General features: G+C 60.7%; 17 protein-coding genes. 7 read left to right on the forward strand and 10 right to left on the reverse strand.

The window, feature by feature from the left end; genetic code table 11:
• Nucleotides 1–105 precede the first annotated feature (105 nt).
• On the forward strand, nt 106–1005 hold the full coding sequence (locus tag AB4P96_RS02225) for a homocysteine S-methyltransferase family protein (RefSeq protein ID WP_017135781.1): 900 nt from the start codon (nt 106–108) through the stop codon (nt 1003–1005).
• A gap of 3 nt (nt 1006–1008) precedes the next feature.
• Here AB4P96_RS02225 and AB4P96_RS02230 read toward each other — a convergent pair whose 3' ends face one another.
• The 3 genes from AB4P96_RS02230 to AB4P96_RS02240 are packed head-to-tail and all read right to left on the reverse strand — an operon-like array spanning nt 1009 to nt 2781.
• The gene (locus tag AB4P96_RS02230; RefSeq protein ID WP_017135782.1) at nt 1009–1689 is read right to left on the reverse strand and encodes a GNAT family N-acetyltransferase; all 681 of its coding nucleotides are present in this window, start codon (nt 1687–1689) and stop codon (nt 1009–1011) included.
• Nucleotides 1690–1699: 10 nt separating this feature from the next.
• Entirely contained in the window at nt 1700–2146 is a 447-nt protein-coding gene (locus AB4P96_RS02235; RefSeq protein WP_176992483.1) for a GNAT family N-acetyltransferase, read from the reverse strand.
• A complete protein-coding gene (locus AB4P96_RS02240; RefSeq protein ID WP_395600471.1) occupies nt 2143–2781 on the reverse strand; it encodes an FMN-binding negative transcriptional regulator in 639 nt (212 codons plus the stop codon). The genes AB4P96_RS02235 and AB4P96_RS02240 overlap by 4 nt, the downstream gene beginning before the upstream one ends.
• Before the next feature lie 87 nt (nt 2782–2868).
• Between AB4P96_RS02240 and AB4P96_RS02245 the strand changes: the two genes are divergently transcribed.
• Entirely contained in the window at nt 2869–4407 is a 1539-nt protein-coding gene (locus tag AB4P96_RS02245) for a PLP-dependent aminotransferase family protein (RefSeq protein ID WP_138449558.1), read from the forward strand.
• Nucleotides 4408–4413: 6 nt separating this feature from the next.
• Here the strand turns inward: AB4P96_RS02245 and AB4P96_RS02250 are convergent, their stop codons facing one another.
• From AB4P96_RS02250 to aspA, 7 genes are all read right to left on the reverse strand, one after another.
• Nucleotides 4414–9036, reverse strand: coding sequence for a dermonecrotic toxin domain-containing protein (locus tag AB4P96_RS02250; RefSeq protein WP_395600472.1), 4623 nt, complete (start codon nt 9034–9036; stop codon nt 4414–4416).
• A 371-nt stretch (nt 9037–9407) separates the two neighbouring features.
• A complete protein-coding gene (locus AB4P96_RS02255; protein ID WP_099550236.1) occupies nt 9408–10499 on the reverse strand; it encodes a polyamine ABC transporter substrate-binding protein in 1092 nt (363 codons plus the stop codon).
• Nucleotides 10496–11530, reverse strand: a complete 1035-nt coding sequence (locus AB4P96_RS02260; RefSeq protein ID WP_395600473.1) for a histone deacetylase family protein — start codon at nt 11528–11530, stop codon at nt 10496–10498. The genes AB4P96_RS02255 and AB4P96_RS02260 overlap by 4 nt, the downstream gene beginning before the upstream one ends.
• Before the next feature lie 132 nt (nt 11531–11662).
• Nucleotides 11663–12649: an AraC family transcriptional regulator gene (locus AB4P96_RS02265; RefSeq protein WP_138450578.1), complete on the reverse strand. Its 987-nt coding sequence runs from the start codon at nt 12647–12649 to the stop codon at nt 11663–11665.
• Between the two features lie 50 nt (nt 12650–12699).
• Entirely contained in the window at nt 12700–13677 is a 978-nt protein-coding gene (locus AB4P96_RS02270) for an asparaginase (RefSeq protein WP_138450576.1), read from the reverse strand.
• A gap of 76 nt (nt 13678–13753) precedes the next feature.
• Nucleotides 13754–15196: a sodium:alanine symporter family protein gene (locus AB4P96_RS02275; RefSeq protein ID WP_138450575.1), complete on the reverse strand. Its 1443-nt coding sequence runs from the start codon at nt 15194–15196 to the stop codon at nt 13754–13756.
• A 392-nt stretch (nt 15197–15588) separates the two neighbouring features.
• Complete coding sequence (gene aspA / locus AB4P96_RS02280; RefSeq protein ID WP_138450573.1) at nt 15589–17013, reverse strand: aspartate ammonia-lyase; 1425 nt, start codon at nt 17011–17013, stop codon at nt 15589–15591.
• A 182-nt stretch (nt 17014–17195) separates the two neighbouring features.
• Between aspA and AB4P96_RS02285 the strand changes: the two genes are divergently transcribed.
• The 5 genes from AB4P96_RS02285 (at nt 17196) to AB4P96_RS02305 (ending at nt 21010) form a co-directional block, all read left to right on the forward strand.
• Nucleotides 17196–18104 carry a LysR substrate-binding domain-containing protein gene (locus AB4P96_RS02285; RefSeq protein ID WP_043048142.1) on the forward strand — a complete coding sequence of 303 codons (909 nt, stop codon included), beginning with the start codon at nt 17196–17198 and terminating at the stop codon, nt 18102–18104.
• A 350-nt stretch (nt 18105–18454) separates the two neighbouring features.
• Nucleotides 18455–18946: a 5-(carboxyamino)imidazole ribonucleotide mutase gene (gene purE / locus AB4P96_RS02290; protein ID WP_003195648.1), complete on the forward strand. Its 492-nt coding sequence runs from the start codon at nt 18455–18457 to the stop codon at nt 18944–18946.
• Between the two features lie 12 nt (nt 18947–18958).
• Complete coding sequence (locus AB4P96_RS02295) at nt 18959–20044, forward strand: 5-(carboxyamino)imidazole ribonucleotide synthase (protein WP_017135794.1); 1086 nt, start codon at nt 18959–18961, stop codon at nt 20042–20044.
• A 105-nt stretch (nt 20045–20149) separates the two neighbouring features.
• On the forward strand, nt 20150–20395 hold the full coding sequence (locus AB4P96_RS02300; RefSeq protein ID WP_058424295.1) for a GlsB/YeaQ/YmgE family stress response membrane protein: 246 nt from the start codon (nt 20150–20152) through the stop codon (nt 20393–20395).
• Between the two features lie 78 nt (nt 20396–20473).
• On the forward strand, nt 20474–21010 hold the full coding sequence (locus AB4P96_RS02305) for a DUF3299 domain-containing protein (protein WP_017135795.1): 537 nt from the start codon (nt 20474–20476) through the stop codon (nt 21008–21010).
• The last annotated feature ends 50 nt before the right edge of the window (nt 21011–21060 follow it).

The following is a 21060-nucleotide window of genomic DNA, read 5'->3' on the forward strand; positions in this document are numbered from 1 at the left end:
ACCTGAATAAAAAAGGGTTGTTATTAACCAGACGGTACGCATTAAATAGTTATAAGAACGACTCTCATAGTGAGTTATTTTCATAAGCTTATGAGTAAAAAGCATATGGGCACAGTAAGCGCAGTAATTCTCGATGGTGGCATGGGCCGTGAACTGCAACGCCGGGGCGCGCCGTTTCGGCAGCCGGAGTGGTCGGCATTGGCGTTGAGCGAAGCGCCGCAGGCGGTAGAGGCGGTGCACACGGCTTATATCCAGAGCGGTGCCAACGTCATCACCACCAACAGCTACGCGGTTGTGCCGTTTCATATTGGCGAAGCGCGGTTTGCTGCCGAAGGCCAGGCGCTTGCGGCGTTGGCCGGTGAATTGGCGCGACGTGCGGTACAGGCTTCAAGCCAGACGGTGCGTGTGGCAGGCTCATTGCCGCCGCTGTTCGGCTCCTACCGGCCCGATTTGTTCGAGGCCGGCCGAGTCAGCGAACTGCTGACGCCACTGGTGAATGGCCTGGCGCCCCATGTCGACCTATGGCTGGCGGAAACCCAGAGTTCAATCGTTGAGGCACGGGCAATCCACGCCGGCCTGCCGCAGGACGGAAAACCGTTCTGGCTGTCGTTTACCTTGAAGGATGAAGACACCGATGAGGTGCCACGCCTGCGTTCTGGCGAACCGGTGGCAGACGCGGCTGAAGCGGCCGCGCAACTCGGTGTGGCGGTGCTGCTGTTCAATTGCAGCCAGCCGGAGGTGATTGGCGCAGCCATTGATACCGCGCGCCAAACGTTTGAGCGCCTGGGGGTGAGCATTCAGATCGGCGCCTACGCTAACGCCTTCCCGCCGCAGCCCAAGGAGGCCACCGCGAACGATGGCCTCGACCCCCTGCGTGACGATCTCGACCCACCCGGCTACTTGCACTGGGCCGCTGATTGGCAGGCACGCGGTGCCAGCCATTTAGGCGGTTGCTGCGGGATTGGGCCGGAGCACATTGCCGTGCTCGCCCAGAAGCTGGCCTGAGGCTTAAATCGCCTGGCGGCGACACTCCGCCAGGCCTTTGAGCTGACCAGAACCGGCCTGGTTCGCTTCGGACAACCACTCTTCAAAGCCTGCGCCCACGGTGGGCCATTCCGAATCCAGAATCGAATACCACGCGGTATCGCGATTCTGCCCCTTCACCACCATATGCTGGCGGAACACCCCTTCAAAGCTGAAGCCCAGTCGTTCGGCCGCGTATTTTGAGCGGGCGTTGCCGTTGTTGCACTTCCACTCCAGTCGACGGTAGCCCTGCTCGAACGCGTATTTGGCCAACAAGTACACCGCCTCGGTGCTTTTGGGCGAGCGTTGCATCGGCGCGCCGAAGGTGACGTGGCCGATTTCGATACGGCCCTGGGCCGGGACGATGGACATCAGGCTGAGGATGCCTTGCACATCGCCGCTGACGCGGTCGATCACGCTGAAAAAGTACGGGTCGCTGTTGGTTGCATGGTTGTTGAGCCATGCATCGAACGCGGCGCGCTCCGGGAAGGGGCCGTAAGGCAAATAGTCCCAGAGTTTCGGGTCGGCACCCGGGCCTTCGAGGGCGCGGAACAGACCGTCGGCATGCCGCGCCGGGTCGAGTTTTTCCAGACGGATAAAACGCCCTTCAAGCAGTTGAACCGTGGGCGCCGGGACGCCTTTCCAGTCGGCGGGTGAGATAGGCATGCTGCGCTCCTTAAAGACCTTTGCGAAATTGAATGAAACCCGGGCGTTCGGCGATGCGTTCGTACAGCGCAATCGCGGTGGCGTTGGTCTCGTGGGTCAACCAGTGCACCTTGGCACAGTTGTCGGCCTTGGCGGTGGCGTAGACAAACTCGATCAACTTACGGCCCACGCCACTGCCGCGCTGGGCTGGGTCCACCAGCAGATCCTGCAGGTAGCAGGAATTCTCGATGCTCCAGTTGGAGCGATGGTAGATAAAGTTGACCATGCCCACCGCCTTGCCGTCCTGCCAGGCGAGCGCCGAATGGGTCGGCTCGTTGGCATCGATCAGGCGTTGCCAGGTGCTTTGGCTGACGGCGTCCGGCAGTTCGGTTTCGTAGAACTTCAAATACGCCTGCCACAGCGGTAGCCACGCGACGTGGTCGGCGGCTGTTACTTGGCGGATGTCGATCTGACTCATTCTGAAACTCCTTGGGGAATAAAGCGCGCGAGGGTCTGGTCGCGCACATCAAGGCTGGCAGCCAGGCCTTCGCGCACGCCGGCAATATCGGCTGTGCTGCGGTTCTGGCTGAGTTTGCGCTTGCCGATCAGGCGCTCGACGGGCAGGGCGAAGCCGACGATGGCCTTGAGCATGCCGTCAATGTAGTCGGCCGGGGCGTCGCTGACTTTCCATGGCTGGGCGCGGCTGCCTTCGTGGCGATCGGTGAGGTCGGTGACCACCGCGAGCAGACGCTCGGCGTCGGCAAATACCTCAGCCTTGCCGTAGGCATGCACGGCGATGTAATTCCAGGTGGGCACCACTTTGCCGTGCTCGGCCTTGGCCGGGTAAAACGCCGGGCTGACATAAGCGTCGGCACCGGCAAAAATCACCAAGGCTTCGCTGCCATTTTGCAGGTCACGCCATTGCGGGTTGGCCTTGGCCAAGTGCCCGTAGAGCGTGCCATTCGGGCCTTCGTCGGGGTTGAGCAGCAGCGGCAAATGGCTGGCCTGCAGGCCTTGCTCACCAAAGGTCACCAACTGCGCCAGGCGGGTGTGCTGGATCAGTTGCTGCAGTTCAGGCAAATCATTGAGGGCAAAGGCGCGCGGTGTGTACATGGAAATTTTCCTTGGCGAATGCCTGCATCCTAGGCAGGCTAATGGTTCGTTGTAAGAGCCATCTGGCACCAATTTCATAGGTCCAATATGTCGCCCATCGCGCCGCCGCTGTCGTTCAACCCCGCAGGTATCGAGTTGGATCGCCGTCAGGGGCTGACGCGCCAACTCTATGAGGCCCTGCGCCAGCGCGTGCTGGACGGGCGACTGGTCAGCGGCACGCGATTACCCGCCAGCCGTGATTTGGCGGCGGCATTGTCGATTTCCCGAAACAGCGTGGTGCGCGCCTACGATCAGCTGTACGCAGAAGGGTTTATCGAAAGCCGGGTGGGTGACGGCACCTATGTGGCCCAACTGCCCACGGCAAAAAAACTATCCACAAAAGTATCCACAGGGTTTTCAACAGGGTTATCCCCAGCCTTATCCACAAAATGGGCGGATTTGCCGGAAGATCTGGACAATGAAGTTATCCACAGGGCGGGCCTGGCACGGGTAAAAAACAACCACCTGGCTCACCCTCCGGCTGGACCGCCTCGGGCATTTCGAGTGGGTGTGCCGGCCTTCGACCTGTTCCCGTTTGATATATGGGCCAAGCTGAATGGGGCGTTCTGGCGCAAGCCGAACCTGGAACTGCTGTGCTATGGCGACCCGGCCGGTGACGATCGTTTGCGCGGTCTGATCGCTGCCTATTTGCGCAGTTCACGTGGCATGCAATGCACGGCTGAGCAAATTGTGATCACCAGTGGCGCACAGCAAGCGATTAGCCTTTGTGCACAGTTGCTGGTGGAGCCTGGGGACGGCGTGGCGGTGGAAAACCCCGGTTATCGCGCCGCCGGCCATGCGTTCGCCTTGGCGGGCGCTCGATTGCATGGCGTACCAGTAGACAGCGAGGGCCTGGATTGCCAGGTGCTCAACGCTCTGCATGATTGCCGTGTGGCCTATGTCACACCTTCCCATCAGTATCCGTTGGGCGTGGTGATGAGCCTGGCCCGGCGTCTGGAGTTGCTGGCCTGGGCCGAGCGTACGGGCGGCTGGATCGTCGAGGATGATTATGACGGAGAGTACCGCTACAGCGGTGCGCCGCTGTCGCCCTTGGCGGCGCTGGATCGCAGTGGCCGCGTGTTATACGTCGGCACCTTCGGCAAGGTGGCGTTCCCGGCATTGCGCCTGGGCTACCTGGTTTTACCACCGGCCCTTGTGCAAGCGTTTACCCGGCGCCGCGCTGTGGACATGCGCCACTCCGAAGTCAGTACTCAGGCGGTGATGGCTGAGTTTATGGCGGCAGGGCATTTCCAGCGCCACATTCGCCGGATGCGCCGCGCTGCGCTGAGCCGGCGCAATGCTTTGTTGGCCGGTTGGCCGGACGGGTTGCCTGGCGTCGGGGCCTTGCCCAGCGTTGCGGCCGGGCTGCATCTGACAGTGCGAGTGGACAGCCTTGCCCGCGAGCAGACGTTGCTCGCTCAGGCCCATGCGGCCAATGTTGAGATCAATGGTTTGAGTAGCTATTGGCTGGCGTGCACAAGCCCACCACCGGACCAGCGCGCAGGCCTGGTGATGGGGTTCGCCGCTGTACCCGAGGCGGCCATCGCACAGGCGCTGGCACGTTTGCGCCAGGCGTGGCAGGCATAAAGACCATCAGCTGTTGAAGAACAGCGACTTGGCCAATTGATCACCGATGCTGCTGCGGTGGATTTCTATCATTTCCCAGTCACTGGGGCCGGTGCGTTGGCGAGAGCCACCAAGGCGCTGTTGTTCACGGGTTTTCAGGTGGCCCTTCTCGAATTTCTCAAGGGCGGCGCCTTTCGTTGCATAGTGAAAGTGCGCGTACCACAGCACAGTGTTGGTCTCTTTATCGCGTACTTCGTACTCGTCCAGATAGCCCTTAGGCGGCCCTTTGACGGCGCGGCGGCTGAAGGTTTTGCCGATCTTTATCAGCCCTTGGCTATGCAGCCACTCCACCCGCGCCGCAGTTGGCGGTTGCTGTTTGAGCATGTCTATGTAGGTTTTTCTACCCAGGCGATAAAGCCGCTGTGCTGCCTCGTTGAGGTTGCGCTTGGTCGAAGCGGCGGAAGTATGACCGCTCTCGGTGAGATTGCGCCGAGTCAGCGCTTGCTCGATATCGTTTGACGCGTCCTCCAGTTGTTTGCCGTAGGCGTCGAACATATCTTGGATGTCCTGGGGCGAATGCCAGGGTTTACGCGAAAAATCCCGGTACTTGTGGGTTTCAGCTCGCTCGCTGTCCAATAGCGTTTGCCCGGTGTTGATGCTGGTATCCAGGTCTACAGTGGCAGGCGCTGGCGCTGGCGGGCTGACCTTTTGCCGCTTGACCCAGACGCCTGGGGTTTTTTCATGAAACGTAGCGAGTACCTTGCCCGTCACGGACGCCCTGACATCGACCAGCGTGCTATCGGCCTCTTGGGGCTGGGCTATTAAAGTGCCGTCGTAGCGTGTCTTGATGACTTTGCGCCGTGGCGCGGGCGGGGCTTTTGAACTGCCGGGCTTGGGTTCCAGGGCTTTTTTCTCGCGCAGCAGTTGCGCCAGGTCGTGAATAGCCCGCTGGCTGAATTCGCCAATCTGCTGGCGAAAGCTTTCCAGGCGGGGTTTCAGCAGAAACTGCGGGTGCTCGGCATGCATGTCCAGCAGGCGTTGGTCTGCGCTGGAAAATTGCTCAACCAGGCTGTTGAGCACATCAATGCGTTCATCCAGCGTACCGCTGTCCCGTTTCATGATTTCATTGAAACTCTCGACGTTCAGTTCGGCTGTATCGACGCTCTGGTCCACCTGCTCTCGCAGCGTGGCAGGGATCTGGCTTTGCGCTTCATCGATACACAAGTAGCGACCCAAGCTGATTTCCAGAGATTTGAGCTCAGCGAGGGTGAGCAGTGGCAACTCGCTCAGGGTTTTTTGAATGACCGTTGCGCCGTCATCTCCCAGCACTTTGAGATCGCTGAAACGGTTGTTGATGAACTCCAGGCGCTTGATGATTGCCAGGTTCAAGGTGGACAGGGTTTGTGCGCTTCGCGCCTGGTTTTTATAGTCAATGTCTACTTCGGGGTCGAGGATCAGGGACGAAGCCTTCAAGGCCTCTTTATAGCCCACCAATTGTTGTTCCACGACTACCTGAGTCAGTTGTATTTGCTGTTTCAGGTATTCACTCATGTTGCTCTGATAGGTGGGCACGGCCTCGATGATGCTCAAGGACTTCAACTGACTGATCGCTTCATCGTACGCCGCCAGTCGGTTGTCGACGTTGCCTATGAACGCTGTACGCAGCAGGTCCGTGGAAGGGCCGGGGGCGGCGTCCAGTGCAGGCTTTGCCTTAAGCACGTCCAATTGTTTGCTGGTGGCGACCGCGTCGAAGGCGTTGAGCTGGGTCATGAGTGTTGCCACGCGCTCAGGCTGATCGACCTTGACCGCTCGCCGACGGTGTCGAAGACCTCCACCGCGCAGTCGCAAACGGACATCAACAAACCACTGGCCCGCCAGGTTGCCGATCAACGGCGGGCCCGTACGCAACGGTGCCTTCGGGTCAATGATGATGACACTGTCGTTGTCATCCACCCTTACCTCGAACCAACGCTCACCAACCGGTGCATACCACTTGTCTGCAAGTGGATACAGGTTCAAGTGGCGCCCGGGCGTTTTGTTTTGTTCGCCAAGTTTATCGGGTTTGGCGACGTTGAAGCCGTCAAGTGTCTTGGCCAGGCCCAAGCGGCTATGGCTCAGGGCCCCCAGGATGTGTACGGCGTCTTGATGCTTGGCGGGCAGTTGGCTGTCGGGAATATTTGCTTGTTGCACAGCAGTATATTTTTTCTCGGTGACGGGTGGTTTATCGGCAGTTTCGATCGTTGTTGACTCGGATTCAGTTTCGATCTTCGGCGCCTCGAACTGTTCCAGCGGGCGCGGATGGCGCAGGGCGATGTGCAGGGTCAGAGCCATGCCCAGGTTGAGGAATACATCGACTAACGCTGTCCACGAAGCTTGTTGATCCCCCTTGTTCACAGCCTCCTCGGTGGCTTGCAGGTCGTCCATGATTTGCCAGACCCAGGCGGCAATTCCGACGGTACGGCCCATGAACGGCAGGGCAGCGTTGAAGATTTGCCAGCCAGTGTGTCGAAACGTCGCCCAGCGTTTCTGCACATTGGACACCGACTGACGGTCCGCCAATTCGACCATGGCGGTGGCGTTGGCCTTGAACAGCATTGCCAGGGCGTCATTGCCCACTTCTTCATCGGTCAGGGTCACGGGGCCGCTCATGTACAGCACGGTAAGGGGTTCGACCAGGGCTCGCACCACCGTCCAGGGCGAGGGCAAGGTGTCCGGGAACACATATTGGGCGTAGTTGAAGCTTTGCGCTTGCGGCAGCCAGGCCAGCACCGATTCGCGCAAGGGGCGGTCATGCTTGATGGCGTACAGCAGGTTTTGCCGTGACGGGAATTGCATCAGCATCGGTTCCAGCAACGGGCGATAAAGCAGGCATGGACCGGCGCTGGCGTTCCTTGGACCGATCACGAACATATTGGCGACCACGTCGCGCTCATGGCCGGGGCGCAGGGTGGGCACGAAGGCCAGGGCGCGGATAACAATGGGCTGCCCGTCTACATGCCGGTCGTATTCATCGGCGTGCATCACGGCGGCAACGTAGCGGTAGCCGAGTTCATCAATTGCGCCCTGTTGGCGGATTTTCATTTGCAGGGCCAACAGCGGCAGTTGCAGGCGCAGGTGGTTGATGTAGAGCTGCTGGCGGTGACTGGATTGCGCCGGGTCATCGAGCAGTTTCTGTTTGATCAGCACGGGATAGTGCTTGCCGATATCAACGTCTTCGATCAGGTCTTTCAAATAGCTGAAGGTCAGCCAACTGGGGACGCCATCGTCATTGCCGTTGTAGTGCACCGTGGTGTTGCCGGTGGGCAGGCCGGTGAGGTTGTCCAACGCCAGATCGATCAGGCTGCGACGGGTGATGTCCACGCTGCCCGGCACGACGAGCGTGCCCCACACCACCGGGCTTTCGATCACCACCTCGATTTTGTCCAGGTTCAGGCTCGCACCGTCTTTATGCGAGTGGATGCGGCTTTGCAGTTGTGTGCGGGCATAGTCGCGAATGGGGGCAATGCCGTCCCGGAATGTTTCGCCGTGATAATGGGTATGCAGTTGGGCCAGGTCGATCATGTAGCGGCTATAGGCGGCGGTGTCCGAGTCCGATGCCGAAGCGAGCCAGTCGGGCAGTTGATGATGAACGTCTCGGATACTCGAGAGTTGGTGATCGCTCATCTCTTCGATGCTGGGCACAATGCGGGCGACGGTGGCCGGGCTTGCCTGCTCCTCTGCCGGCTCCTCGACAAAGGCCTGGCCGTAACTGCCGATGGCGCGGATTTGTAGTTCGATCAGAGTACAGGCCAGTGTGTCGAAAAAGTTGCCATCGGGTTCATACAAGCGCCATTGCAACGTGGTATCGCGCTTTGGCGCACTCAACCGGGCGGGCAGCGAGGCGCCGAATGTTTCAAGTGACTCAAAGGTTTCGTAACCGCTTACCAGCGAGTGCGTCAGGATCAATGGGCGTTTGTCATGCTCGCCAACCAACACGGCGATGTCCATGAAACTGACGTGGGTGGACTCGCCGTCCCGGAGTAGATCGACATCAACCAGGTAGGCGTGACTCTTGTAGCGATCATTCAACGAGCGTCTGTCCCGGTCGGGTTTCTGGAACACTCCACGGGCCATGGCCGCTTGGTGCTCATCCAGGCCTTGCTCTTCGGTGACGTTCCACACTTTCCTCAGCGAGTTGGAAAACGTCTGCCAGCGTGGTCCGCTGCTACCGTTGGAGGCGTTCCAGAAGTTAAGTTGCTGTTCCTGAAACGCGATGAACAGAAAGTCGGATAACTCATTGATCAAGCGCGCGATGGCATCGATCTTCACCTCAAGGTGCACAGGCGCCGCCGCGTACGGCTGCAAAGTGAGGAAGTGCTCGCCATCGATGTAAGTTACCCGCTCGCGGGACAGCGCTTGATGAGCCAGCACTGAGGTCAGGGATTGGAGAACGGCTGGCGCCGGCTCGACAGTGCTGCCCACGACATTCCAGCGAGGGCTGATCACCATGGCCAGGTCGGGGTCGATATTGAGGGTGGGGTAGAGTTCTTTGAGTGCCGCGCGCAACGTGGTGGCGGCGACCTCGTGGGTGGTGGGCCCGGTGGTTAACTGGGTGAGCAGTTCATAGGTGCTGGGTGGGCGATGATTGTTGTTAAGTAGATCGTTGGGCATGTGTTGCTCCGCTGCAATCGCTAGCCTGGACGGGCGTTGAGGATGTGCAAGGTAGCGATGGCCGTTGCCGGGAGGACGGTAGATAAATAGCGGTGGCGCCGCTAAATCAGATCAGACGCGTTCGCCCGTGAAGGGCCGGTAGAGAGCTGGGTGAGCAGCGCTATCCGTGCATCCGGACGCGGTGTGTTGGTGGGCGTGGTGCTTGAAGCGGAGGCGTTCATGATGAGGCTTCCCTGTCTGGCCGTTTGGTGGAACTAGCCTGAGGTAAAGGCCAGGCGTTCCATGCCAGGGCGCGGCCACACAGAGAGGCGGTGCTTAGATAGGCCCACCTTCACGAGCGCATTTGAAGGCGCCCGTCAAACCAAGGTGCTTCAGGTGCCGGATTTGATTTTGGTCCAGGCCCTTGTTCTGGCGCGTTCGGCTTTGCTGTCCAGAGGTTTAAGGGTGTAGAGCGTGGCCATGGCGGTGTCGGTCGGATACAAGTTGGGATTGTGGCGAATGGCAGGGTCGACGCTCTCGGTAGCGTCCTTGTTCGGATTGGGATAGCCGACAAAGTCACTGATGGGCGCGATCACTGTGGGTTGCAGCAGGTAGTTGATGAAGGTGTAGGCGTCGTCCGGATTTTTAGCGCCTTTGGGGATGGCGAGCATGTCGAACCAGATCGGCGCGCCCTCCTTGGGTAGACGCATGTCCACGGTCACGCCATTTTTGGCTTCTTTGGCACGGTTGGCGGCCTGGGAGAAACTGCCTGAATAACCCACCGCCACACAAATATCACCGTTGGCGATATCGGCCATGTACTTGGAGGAGTGAAAGTAGGTGATGTAGGGGCGGATCTTCATCAGCAGCGCTTCGGCCTTGTCGTAGTCCTTGGGATTGCTGCTGTTGGGGTCCAGGCCCAGGTGCTGCAAGGCCAGTGGCAGGATCTCGGAGGGCGAGTCCAACAGCGCCACACCACATTGCTTGAGCTTGCTGATGTTCTCTTCCTTGAAGATCAGATCCCAACTGTCTACCGGCGCATTGTCGCCCAGGGCGGCCTTGACCTTGGCCGGGTTGAAGCCAATGAGGATGGTGCCGTACATGTAAGGCACGGCGAATTTATTGCCGGGGTCGTTGGCTTCGATCAGCTTCATCAGCTTGGGGTCGAGGTGGTTCCAGTTTGGTAGCTTGCTGCGGTCCAGCGGCTGGAACACGCCGGCTTCGATCTGCTTGGCCAGGAACACGTTGGACGGTACCACCACGTCATAGCCGGAATTGCCGGTGAGCAATTTGGCTTCCAGCGCTTCGTTGGTGTCGAAGATGTCGTAGACCAATTTGATCTTGGGGTTCTGCGCCTTGAAGTCTTCCAGGGCTTTGGGCGTGATGTAGTCGAACCAGTTGTAGACCTTGAGGGTTTTCTCTTCGGCGTGGGCCGCGCCACCGATGACGGCGGCGCAGAGGACGAGTGACTTGAGCCTGTTCATTGGGCTGCTCCTTCAAAACCTTCGAGGACGTTGACGGCGTTGATGCCGATTTCTTCCACTGCGTAGCCGCCTTCCATCACAAACAGCGTGGGCTTGCCCAGCCGGGCGATGCGCGCGCCCATGACCAGGTAGTCCGGGCTGTCGAGCTTGAACTGCGAGATAGGGTCGTCCTTGAACGTGTCCACGCCCAGGGACACGACGATGATGTCGGCGCCGTAGCGCTCGATCTGGGCGCAGGCTTCTTCCAGTGCGGCACTCCAGGCTGCCCAACCGGAACCGGCCGGCAGTGGATAGTTGAAGTTGAAGCCTTCGCCTTCACCTTCGCCCAGCTCGTCGGCATAGCCCAGGAAGAACGGAAACTCTGCTTCCGGATGGCCATGAATCGAGGTGAACAACACGTCGCTGCGTGCGTAAAAAATCGACTGGGTGCCGTTGCCGTGGTGGTAATCCACATCCAGGATCGCGACGCGTTTGTGGCCTTGGTCGAGGAAGGCCTGGGCGGCAATGGCGGCGTTGTTGAGGTAGCAATAACCGCCCATCAAGTCGCCCGCAGCATGATGCCCAGGTGGGCGGCACAGGGCGAAGGCACTGTGGGCGCCGCTCTGGATTGCTCGTTGCGCCGTGAGGGCCACTTGCGCCGCGCTGTAGGCCGCTTGCCAGGTGCCGGCGGTAATCGGCGCGCCGCCGTCGAAACTGTAATAGCCCAACTGGCCATGCAGGCTTGTGGGGATCACCCGGCGCAGCGTGCGCGCGGGCCAGGTGTAGGGCAGCAAGTCGCCCTCCTGGCCGTACTCGGTCCAGCGCTGCCAGGCGCCTTGGAAGAAGTCGAGGTAGTCGTGGCTGTGGATACGCTGCAGCGGTGCCAGGCCGAAATCCTGCGGCGCGTGTACCGGGCCCAGTTCGCGGTCTTTGACCCGTTGCAACACGTGGTCGGCGCGCGAGGGCATTTCAAAGCAGGGCATCAGTTGCCCGTCCATCAATTCACAGCGGCCATGGTGCAGGTGGTGATCGTCCGAGTAGATCGTCAGCATTTGTTGTTCTCCGCAGGCTGTATCGGTGGAGCCAGTCTTGCGGCGGGCGTGCTTTAAGAGAACGGCAGGAGCGGCCAAAAGGGGATAATTATGGCCAAATTATCTGTCCTGAATTCGCCCCTCAATGAAGCATCATGCGCGAAATTGGCTCGGCGCCACGCCACTCCAACGCACAAAGGCATGCCTGAAACTTGCCGTTTCGCTGAAGCCCAGTGCCTCGGCAATCCGGTAAATCGGCCAGTGGTCCTCAGCCAGCAGTTGCTTGGCGCGCTCGAAACGCAGCTCGTCCAGCAGCTCCTGGTAGCTGCAGCCCAGGTCATGCAGATGCCGGCGCAGGGTGCGTGCCGAACAGTTCATCTGCTCGGCCAAGCCCTCCAGGCCCGGCGCGGCGTTGAGCTGTGCGGCGAGCAGCTGGCGAATTCTGCCGAGCCAGGCCTGGCGCCCGGTGAACTCCAGGTTTTGTTTGCGGCAACGCTCGGCCATCGCCTGGTGAGTAATGGCGTCGGCCAGGGGCAGCGGCTGGTCCAGCCAGTGTTTGTCGAAGGCAAAGGCATTGGCGGTGGCCTGAAATTGCAGCGTGCAGGGGAAGCGCTCGGCGTAGCGCATGCGATAGTCGGGGGCATCATGTTCAAAGCGCGCAGCCAGTAAGGGCAGAGGCTGGCCGAGCAGGTCGTCGCAGATCACTTTCAATGACGCCAGGCACAGCTCGACGTTGAACATTTCCAGGCTGGGGTTTTCCCGATAGTCGCCGGCGGTGAACCAGATTCGCTCACCGTCCTCTTCAAGGCTCAACTCGAACAGTGTTCCCAGCAGCGCCGGATACCGCAGGGCCAAGCGTAATGCGTCACCAAAGGTGGCACTGGTGAGCAGGGCGTAACCGAGCATGCCGTAGGCCGACACATGCATTTGTGCGCCCAGCTCCAGGCCGACATCGCGGCGCAGGGCCACGGCATTGGCGCACACGCGCATTTCCTGATTGGTGGTGATGCGCGTGTCGGCCCGGCTCAAGTCCGCCGCACAGATGCCGCTGCCGGCCAGCAGCGCCTCGTGCGGCAAGCCTTTGAAGGTGTTAAGCACCAGCGAAACAGCATTGAGGGTGGTGAGGTGGGAATGCAGCATGGAAACTTCCAGCCAGGGGATGGCTGGAAGTGGAGCAAGTTACATGCCGGTCAGCTCAGTTCGCCGCACAGGTCCAGTTCCACCAGGCGGCGCACTTCACTGGCCTCAAGCCCGGCGCCGAGCAGGGCATTGAGCTTGCCGAACGCCGCTTCACGGGTCATGCCGCCACCGGACAGCACGCCCACGCCGCGCAGGCGGCTGCCGGCTTCGTACACGTCCAGTTCCACGCCGCCTTCATGGCATTGAGTGATTGCCACGACGGTTACACCCAGTTCCTGCGCACGCTTGAGGCTGGCGAGAAAATCAGGGTTATCGCTCGGCCCGGTGCCGCTGCCGAAGCATTCCAGCACCAGCGCCTGGATGCCGCTGTCGATCAACGCGTTCAGTTGCGCGGCAGCGATGCCCGGCACCAGCGGCAACACGCCGACATTGGCCAAGGCTTTGGGCTGGCGGTAATGCAGGGCGGCCGGGATCATGTCGGCCTGGGCGACGCCGCCATTGCGCTGCAGGGCCGCAAACGGGTGGCGACCGAAGCTGCGGATTTTCGCGCAACGGGTCGGTGCCATCAGCGCGCCGTGGAAGTACAGCTGCACGCCCGGCGCCAGGCCTTCGCCCAAGGCTGTCAAGGCGCCGCTCACGTTTTCCCAGGCATCGCTGTCGGGCACGCCGGCCGGCAGCATGGAGCCGGTGAAGACTACCGGCGCCGGCAGGCCCAGCAGTTGAAAACTCATGGCTGCCGCGCTGTAGGCCAGGGTGTCGGTGCCGTGCAGGATCAGCACCGCATCGCAGCCTGCGTCCACGGCCTCGACCACGGCGCTGCGCAGATGCTGCCAGTAAGTGGGCGTCATGTTGGCGCTGTCGATCAGCGGCGACATCTCTTGAAAGCGCCAGATGGGCACTGCTGCATCGGTGAGCTGTTCGCGCATGCGCGCCTCAAAACCCGACGCAGGCGCCAGGCCGTTGGCGCTGGCCTGCATGCCAATGGTGCCGCCGGTGTAGAGCACCATCACGTTGTTAGCTGGTTGCATGAAAAATCTCCTGAACGAAAAACGCCGCCGGGCCCAGAGCATGCCCAAGGCCGGGCGGCGTGTCATCTAGCGGTGATTAACGTTGCGCTTGAGCGCTCAGTTCAGCCGAGGTGACTTCTGCCTTTGCCGGGTTGGCCGGCCAGGCCTTGCGGTCCAGGTCCAGGTCAGGGAACTGGCTGGAGTCGAACACCGGCGTCTTGATGCCTGCGGCACGCTGGTTGTCGTAGTCATTGAGGATGCGCATGGCAATCTTGAACAGGAACGCCAGGGCGAACAGGTTGACGAACGCCAGCAGGGTCATGGTGATGTCGGCGAAGGCGAACACGGTGCTCAGGTTCTCGATCGAACCCCAGAAAATCAGCACCAGCACCAGCGCACGGTAGCCCATCAGCACCTTGCGGTTGTTACCCACCAGGAAGCGCAGGTTGCTCTCGCCGAGGTAGTAGTTGTACATGATCGAGGTGAACACGAACAACGCCAGGGCCACCGAGATGAACATGCGGCCCCAGTCACCGACCACCGCCGCCAGGGAGTTCTGGGTCAGGGCAATGCCGTCGCCTTCAAAACCTGGGGTGTAGAAACCGGAGAGCAGGATCAGCAACGCGGTGCAGGTACAGATCACGAAGGTGTCGAGGAACACGCTGAACGCCTGCACCACGCCTTGGGCGATCGGGTGTTCTACCGAGGCCACTGCCGCCACGTTAGGCGCACTGCCCAGACCGGCTTCGTTGGCGAACACGCCGCGCTTCACACCCATGATGATCGCGCTGCCCACCAGGCCACCGAAGGCTTGGTCGAGGCCGAAAGCGCTTTTGACGATGGTCGCGAGCATGGCCGGCACGTGGTCGAATTGCAGCACGATCACGTACAGGGTCACAGCGATGTAGACCAGGGTCTTGACCGGCACCAGCAGGTCGGCAATCGAAGCGATGCGCTTGATCCCGCCGATAAACACCAGGCCCAGCAATACCGCCAGCGCCAGGCCGGTGTAGGTGGTGTCCAGGCCAAAGGCGTTGTTCAGCGAGTGAGTCACGGCGTGGGCTTGCAGGCCGTTGAAGGCGAAACCGAAAGTCACCAGCAACAGGAACGCCATGACCATACCCAGCCAGCGCTTCTGCAAGCCGTGCTGGATGTAATACGCCGGGCCGCCACGGTAGGTGCCCTCGGCATCGGTGCGCTTGTACAACTGGCCGAGGGAGCACTCGATAAAGCTCGAGGACATGCCCACCAGCGCGGTGACCCACATCCAGAACACGGCACCCGGGCCACCCAGGGTCACGGCAATGCCGACACCGGCGATGTTACCGGCACCCACGCGGCCGGCCAGGCTGAGCATCAGCGCCTGGAAGGAACTGAGCTGGCCGGCGCTGCTCTTCAGGCTGTCTTTGAACACCGAGAACATGTGGAAAAAGTGACGCAACTGTACGAAACGCGAGCGGATCGTGAAATAACCGCCGAGCCCGACAATGAGCACGATCAGTACTTTCCCTGAGAGGAAGTCGTTGATGACTTCGAGCATGGAGTGTTCCTCGCTGATTTTTCTAATGGCAAACGCAGGACGGTCCGACGCGTCGCTCAGCACCAGGCAGTGCACGACGCTTCGCCCCAATCCTTTTGCGGGTGTTGTTATTCATGCGCTTTCGCGATGTCTGCGGGCCTCGTTACCGACGGCCGCAGACGCGAAGAGGGGCGGCACTATACCTAGGCGAGCGTGATCCGTCTGCACGGGGCGATTAAAGGTTTCAGCCAGGCGGTTGCAGGCAAGGAGGGTTTGCAGGGCGATATTGGATTTTTTATGGGCGTCATTTCACAACCTTGGGGCAAAAAAAAGGGCCTGAAGAACGAGCCTTCAGGCCCTCAAAAGGTGAGAGGTGTCTAGTCCCTCAACCTGGTGAGCGGTGCATCAAACGCTTAGGCCTTCAGCGGGACCAAACGTGGAGCAATCATGTTTTCGGGGCGCAGGATGTCGTCGAGCATGGCGTCGTCGAGCAAGCCTTCTTCGCGCACCAGTTCCAGCACGCCGCGGCCGCTTTCGAGGGCGATACGCGCAATGCGGGTGGCGTTTTCATAGCCGATGTACGGGTTCAGCGCGGTGACCAGACCGATGGAGTGTTCCACCAGTTCGCGGCAACGGGCTTCGTTGGCGGTGATGCCGACGATGCAGTGTTCGCGCAGCATGTCCATGGCGCGTTGCAGCAGGCGGATCGAGTCGAAGATCTTGAAAGCGATCAGCGGCTCCATCACGTTCAACTGCAGTTGGCCGCCTTCGGCTGCCATGGTCAGGGCCAGGTCGTTACCGATAACCTGGAACGCAACCTGGTTCACGGCTTCCGGGATCACCGGGTTAACCTTGCCGGGCATGATCGAGCTGCCTGGCTGGCGTGCCGGCAGGTTGATCTCGTTGATGCCGGTGCGTGGGCCGCTGGACAGCAGACGCAGGTCATTGCAGATCTTCGACAGCTTCACCGCAGTACGCTTGAGCATGCCGGAGAACAGCACGAAAGCGCCCATGTCGGAGGTGGCTTCGATCAGGTCGGCAGCCGGAACCAGCGGCTGGCCGCTGATCAGCGCCAGGCGTTGTACGGCCAGGGCCTGGTAACGCGGGTCGGCGTTGATGCCGGTGCCGATGGCGGTGCCGCCCAGGTTCACTTCGGTCAGTAGCTCTGGCGCCAGTGTTTTCAGGCGAGCCAGGTCTTCACCCAGGGTGGTGGCGAAGGCGCGGAATTCCTGGCCGAGGGTCATCGGCACGGCATCTTGCAATTGGGTACGGCCCATTTTCAGCACGTGGCCGAACTCGATGCCTTTGGCGGCGAACGCCTGGATCAGGCTGTCGAGGCTGGCCAGCAGCGCGTCATGGCCCAGCAGCAGACCCAGGCGGATCGCGGTTGGGTAGGCGTCGTTGGTCGACTGCGCCATGTTCACGTCGTTGTTGGGGTGCAGGTACTGGTACTCGCCCTTGTTGTGGCCCATGGCCTCCAACGCGATGTTGGCGATGACTTCGTTGGCATTCATGTTGGTCGAAGTGCCAGCGCCGCCTTGAATCATGTCCACCACGAACTCTTCGTGGAAATCGCCGCGGATCAGACGGGCACAGGCTTCGCTGATGGCAGCGTGCTTGGCTTCGCTGAGCTGGCCCAACTCGCGGTTGGCGTCAGCGGCTGCTTGCTTGACCATTGCCAGGCCGACCACCAATTTCGGGTAATGCGAAATCGGAACGCCCGAGAGGCGGAAGTTGTTCACCGCTCGCAGGGTCTGGATGCCGTAATACGCTTGAGCCGGTACTTCGAGTACGCCAAGCAGGTCTTTTTCTGTGCGGAATGATGCAGCGGAGGACATGACGGAAATCATCTCGATATGGACCCGGAACAGGCCGGAACGCTGCGAATGCTAGGCTTGTAGAAGTTTTTGGGCCAATGCTGTTCAGCACTGGCCTATGCACAAACGGCATAATGTTGATGTGACCCGGTTATCATGGCGGGCGTGTGTGCCAAAATGGTGCGTGTCCGTGGGAGGAAGCGATGAACCTTGAGAGCAAATGGCTGGAAGACTTCAGCGCCCTGGCGGCAACCCGCAGCTTTTCCCAGGCAGCGGAGCGGCGCTTTGTCACCCAGCCAGCGTTCAGCCGGCGTATCCGTAGCCTTGAAGCCGCGTTGGGCCTGACGTTGGTCAACCGTTCGCGCACGCCCGTCGAGCTGACGGCGGCGGGGCAGCTGTTCCTGGTCACCGCGCGCACGGTGGTCGAACAGCTCGGTGAAGTGCTGCGCCATTTGCATCACCTGGAAGGTGGGCAGGGCGAAGTCATGCAAGTGGCGGCCGCGCACTCCCTGGCATTGGGCTTCTTCCCGCGCTGGATCGCGCAACTGCGTAACGAGGGCCTTAACATCGCGACCCGACTGGTCGCCACCAACGTTGGCGATGCAGTGCACGCCCTGCGCGAAGGCGGCTGCGACTTGATGCTGGCGTTCTACGACCCGGATGCGGCCATGCAGATGGACGCGGAAATCTTCCCGTCGCTGCACCTGGGCAACACCGAGATGCTCCCGGTGTGCGCCGCCGACGCCGACGGCAAACCGCTGTTCGACCTGGAGGGTGAGGGCAGCGTGCCGTTGCTGGCCTACAGTGCCGGCGCCTTTCTCGGGCGCTCGGTAAATTTGCTGCTGCGCCAGCGCGCCCTGCGTTTCACCACCATTTACGAAACTGCCATGGCAGACAGTCTCAAGAGCATGGCCCTTGAAGGCTTGGGTATCGCCTGGGTGCCGCAGTTGAGCGTGCGTGCCGAACTGGCACGTGGCGAACTGGTGGTGTGCGGCGGCCCGCAATGGCATGTGCCGCTGGAGATTCGTCTGTATCGCTGCGCGTTGGTGCGCAAGGCGAACGTGCGGCTGCTGTGGCGCAAGTTGGAAGGCGGGGCTGCACAAAGCACCTGAGCGCAATGCAGATCAACTGTGGGAGCTGGCTTGCCTGCGATGCAGGCGCCTCGGTACATCAGCCATAAGTGAGGTGATGCTATCGCAGGCAAGCCAGCTCCCACATTGACCCTTTTTCTCAGGGGAAATTTGCGCCGGTTTCGCTGACTCGGAAGTCAATAAAACCGCCGCTTTGCGCCGTAAGACAGATGGTCATTCCAGGGGCTGTTTATCTGGATTATTACGGTATACTGCGCGGCCTTCGGCCGGTCCAACCGGCCTTAATTCGTACACCAAGCCACGCCGGATTTCCCGCGTGGCTTGTTGTTTTTTGACGCGCCTGCGGGCGCCCAGAGAGAAGAGGCACGACGATGAGTGCATTGGTTGGCGTGATCATGGGCTCCAAGTCCGATTGGTCCACCCTTAGCCACACCGCCGATATGCTGGAAAAACTCGGCATTCCGTATGAAGTGAAAGTGGTCTCTGCCCACCGCACCCCGGATTTGCTGTTCCAGTATGCCGATGAAGCAGAATCCCGTGGCATCGAGGTGATCATCGCCGGTGCCGGCGGTGCGGCGCACCTGCCAGGCATGTGTGCGGCCAAGACCCACCTGCCGGTGCTCGGTGTGCCGGTGCAGTCGTCGATGCTCTCGGGCGTGGATTCGCTGTTGTCCATCGTGCAGATGCCGGCCGGTATTCCGGTGGCTACATTGGCAATCGGCAAGGCCGGCGCGATCAACGCTGCGTTGCTGTCCGCCAGCATCCTGGGCGCCAAGCACCCGCAGTTCCATGCGGTGCTGAAAAAATTCCGTGCTGAGCAGACAGACAGCGTGCTGGACAATCCAGACCCACGTATCGCCTGAAGGTATTGATTGATGAAAATCGGTGTAATCGGTGGCGGCCAACTGGGTCGCATGCTGGCCTTGGCGGGCACCCCGCTGGGGATGAACTTCGCTTTCCTGGACCCGGCGCCGGACGCCTGTGCCGCTGCCCTGGGTGAACACCTGCGCGCTGACTACAGCGACCCGGACCATCTGCGCCAACTGGCCGATGAAGTCGACCTGGTGACCTTCGAATTCGAAAGCGTCCCGGCCGAAACCGTGGCCTTCCTGTCGCAGTTCGTGCCGGTGTACCCGAGCGCCGAAGCCTTGCGCATCGCGCGTGACCGCTGGTTCGAGAAGAGCATGTTCAAGGACCTGGGTATCCCGACCCCCGCCTTCGCCGATATCCAGTCCCAGGCGGACCTTGACGCCGCCGTTGCCAGCATCGGCCTGCCAGCCGTGCTCAAGACCCGCACCCTGGGTTATGACGGCAAGGGCCAGAAAGTCCTGCGCACTGCTGCCGATGTGGTCGGCACTTTTGCCGAACTGGGCAGTGTTGCCTGCCTGCTGGAAGGCTTTGTGCCGTTCACCGGTGAAGTTTCTCTGATCGCTGTGCGCGCCCGTGACGGCGAGACCCGCTTCTACCCGTTGGTGCACAACACTCACGACAGCGGCATTCTCAAGCTGTCCGTAGCCAGCACCGACCACCCGCTGCAGGCCCTGGCCGAAGACTATTCCAGCCGCGTGCTCAAGCAGCTGGATTACGTCGGCGTGATGGCGTTCGAGTTCTTTGAAGTCGACGGCGGCCTCAAGGCCAACGAAATCGCCCCGCGCGTGCACAACTCCGGGCACTGGACCACCGAAGGTGCCGAGTGCAGCCAGTTCGAAAACCACCTGCGGGCGGTGGCGGGCTTGCCGCTGGGTTCCACAGCGAAGGTCGGCGAGAGCGCCATGCTCAACTTTATCGGCGCAGTCCCGCCGGTAGAAAAAGTCATCGCCATTGATGACTGCCACCTGCATCACTACGGCAAGGCTTTCAAGGCCGGGCGTAAAGTTGGCCACGCCAACCTGCGTTGCAAGGACCGTGCGACCCTTGAGGCGCAGATCCTCAAGGTCGAAGCATTGATCGCCGAGCAATAACCTTGAGGGCGGCGGGAACCATTGGTTATCGTCGCCTCTCTGATTGCAGGACGCTAAAGTCTGACTAGGCTTTTGTGTAGTTCACATCATTCAGAGGGAAATGCCATGGGTATCATCGGAACCATCTTTATCGGCTTGATCGTCGGCCTGCTGGCTCGTTTCCTCAAGCCTGGCGACGACAGCATGGGCTGGATCATGACCATCCTGCTGGGTATCGCAGGTTCCCTGGTCGCCACCTACGGTGGTCAGGCCCTGGGCATCTACCAGGCGGGTCAAGGCGCGGGCTTCCTCGGCGCGCTGATCGGCGCCATCGTGCTGTTGGTGATCTACGGCCTGCTGAAAAAGAAATGATCTAAGCGACAAAGCCCTCTGCGCTGCGCAGGCGCAGAGGGCTAGAATGCTCGGCATCTGAACTTGCCGAGCTTTTTCATGCGCCGTCTTTTATTCACACTCCTCCTGTTGGGCTCAGGCCTGGCGCACGCCGGTGAACTGCCGGAAACCGATTGGCTCGACTTGATGCCGCTTTCAGACCAGAAAGCCCTCGAGGCCATGCCCGAGATCGACCACAACTCCCCCGAAGCCCAAGGCACCTTCACCGACAAAGGTGGCTTGAAGCAGAGCAAAGGCTTGCCGGCGGTAATGTACTCGACCAAGACCGTGGCCGCCATGAACGGCAAGAACATCCGCATCGGTGGCTACCCGGTACCGTTGGAAACCGACGCGAAGGGCCGCAGCACCCTGTTTTTCCTGGTGCCGTACCCAGGCGCCTGCATCCACGTGCCGCCACCGCCGCCTAATCAGTTGGTGCTGGTGCGTTATCCCAAGGGGCTGAAGCTGGATGATATCTACACGCCGCTGTGGGTGACGGGCACGTTGAAGGTGGAGAAGGTCAACAATGACCTGGCAGATGCGGCGTATGCGCTGGATGCGGGGAAGGTCAGGGTAGTGAAAGAGTCCGATCTCTAGATCATGACGCAGAACCCAATGTGGGAGCGGGCTTGTGTGGGAGCAGGCAA

The sequence above is a fragment of the Pseudomonas sp. B19125 genome, assembly GCF_044218855.1.
GTDB classification, from domain to species: Bacteria; Pseudomonadota; Gammaproteobacteria; order Pseudomonadales; family Pseudomonadaceae; genus Aquipseudomonas; species Aquipseudomonas edaphica.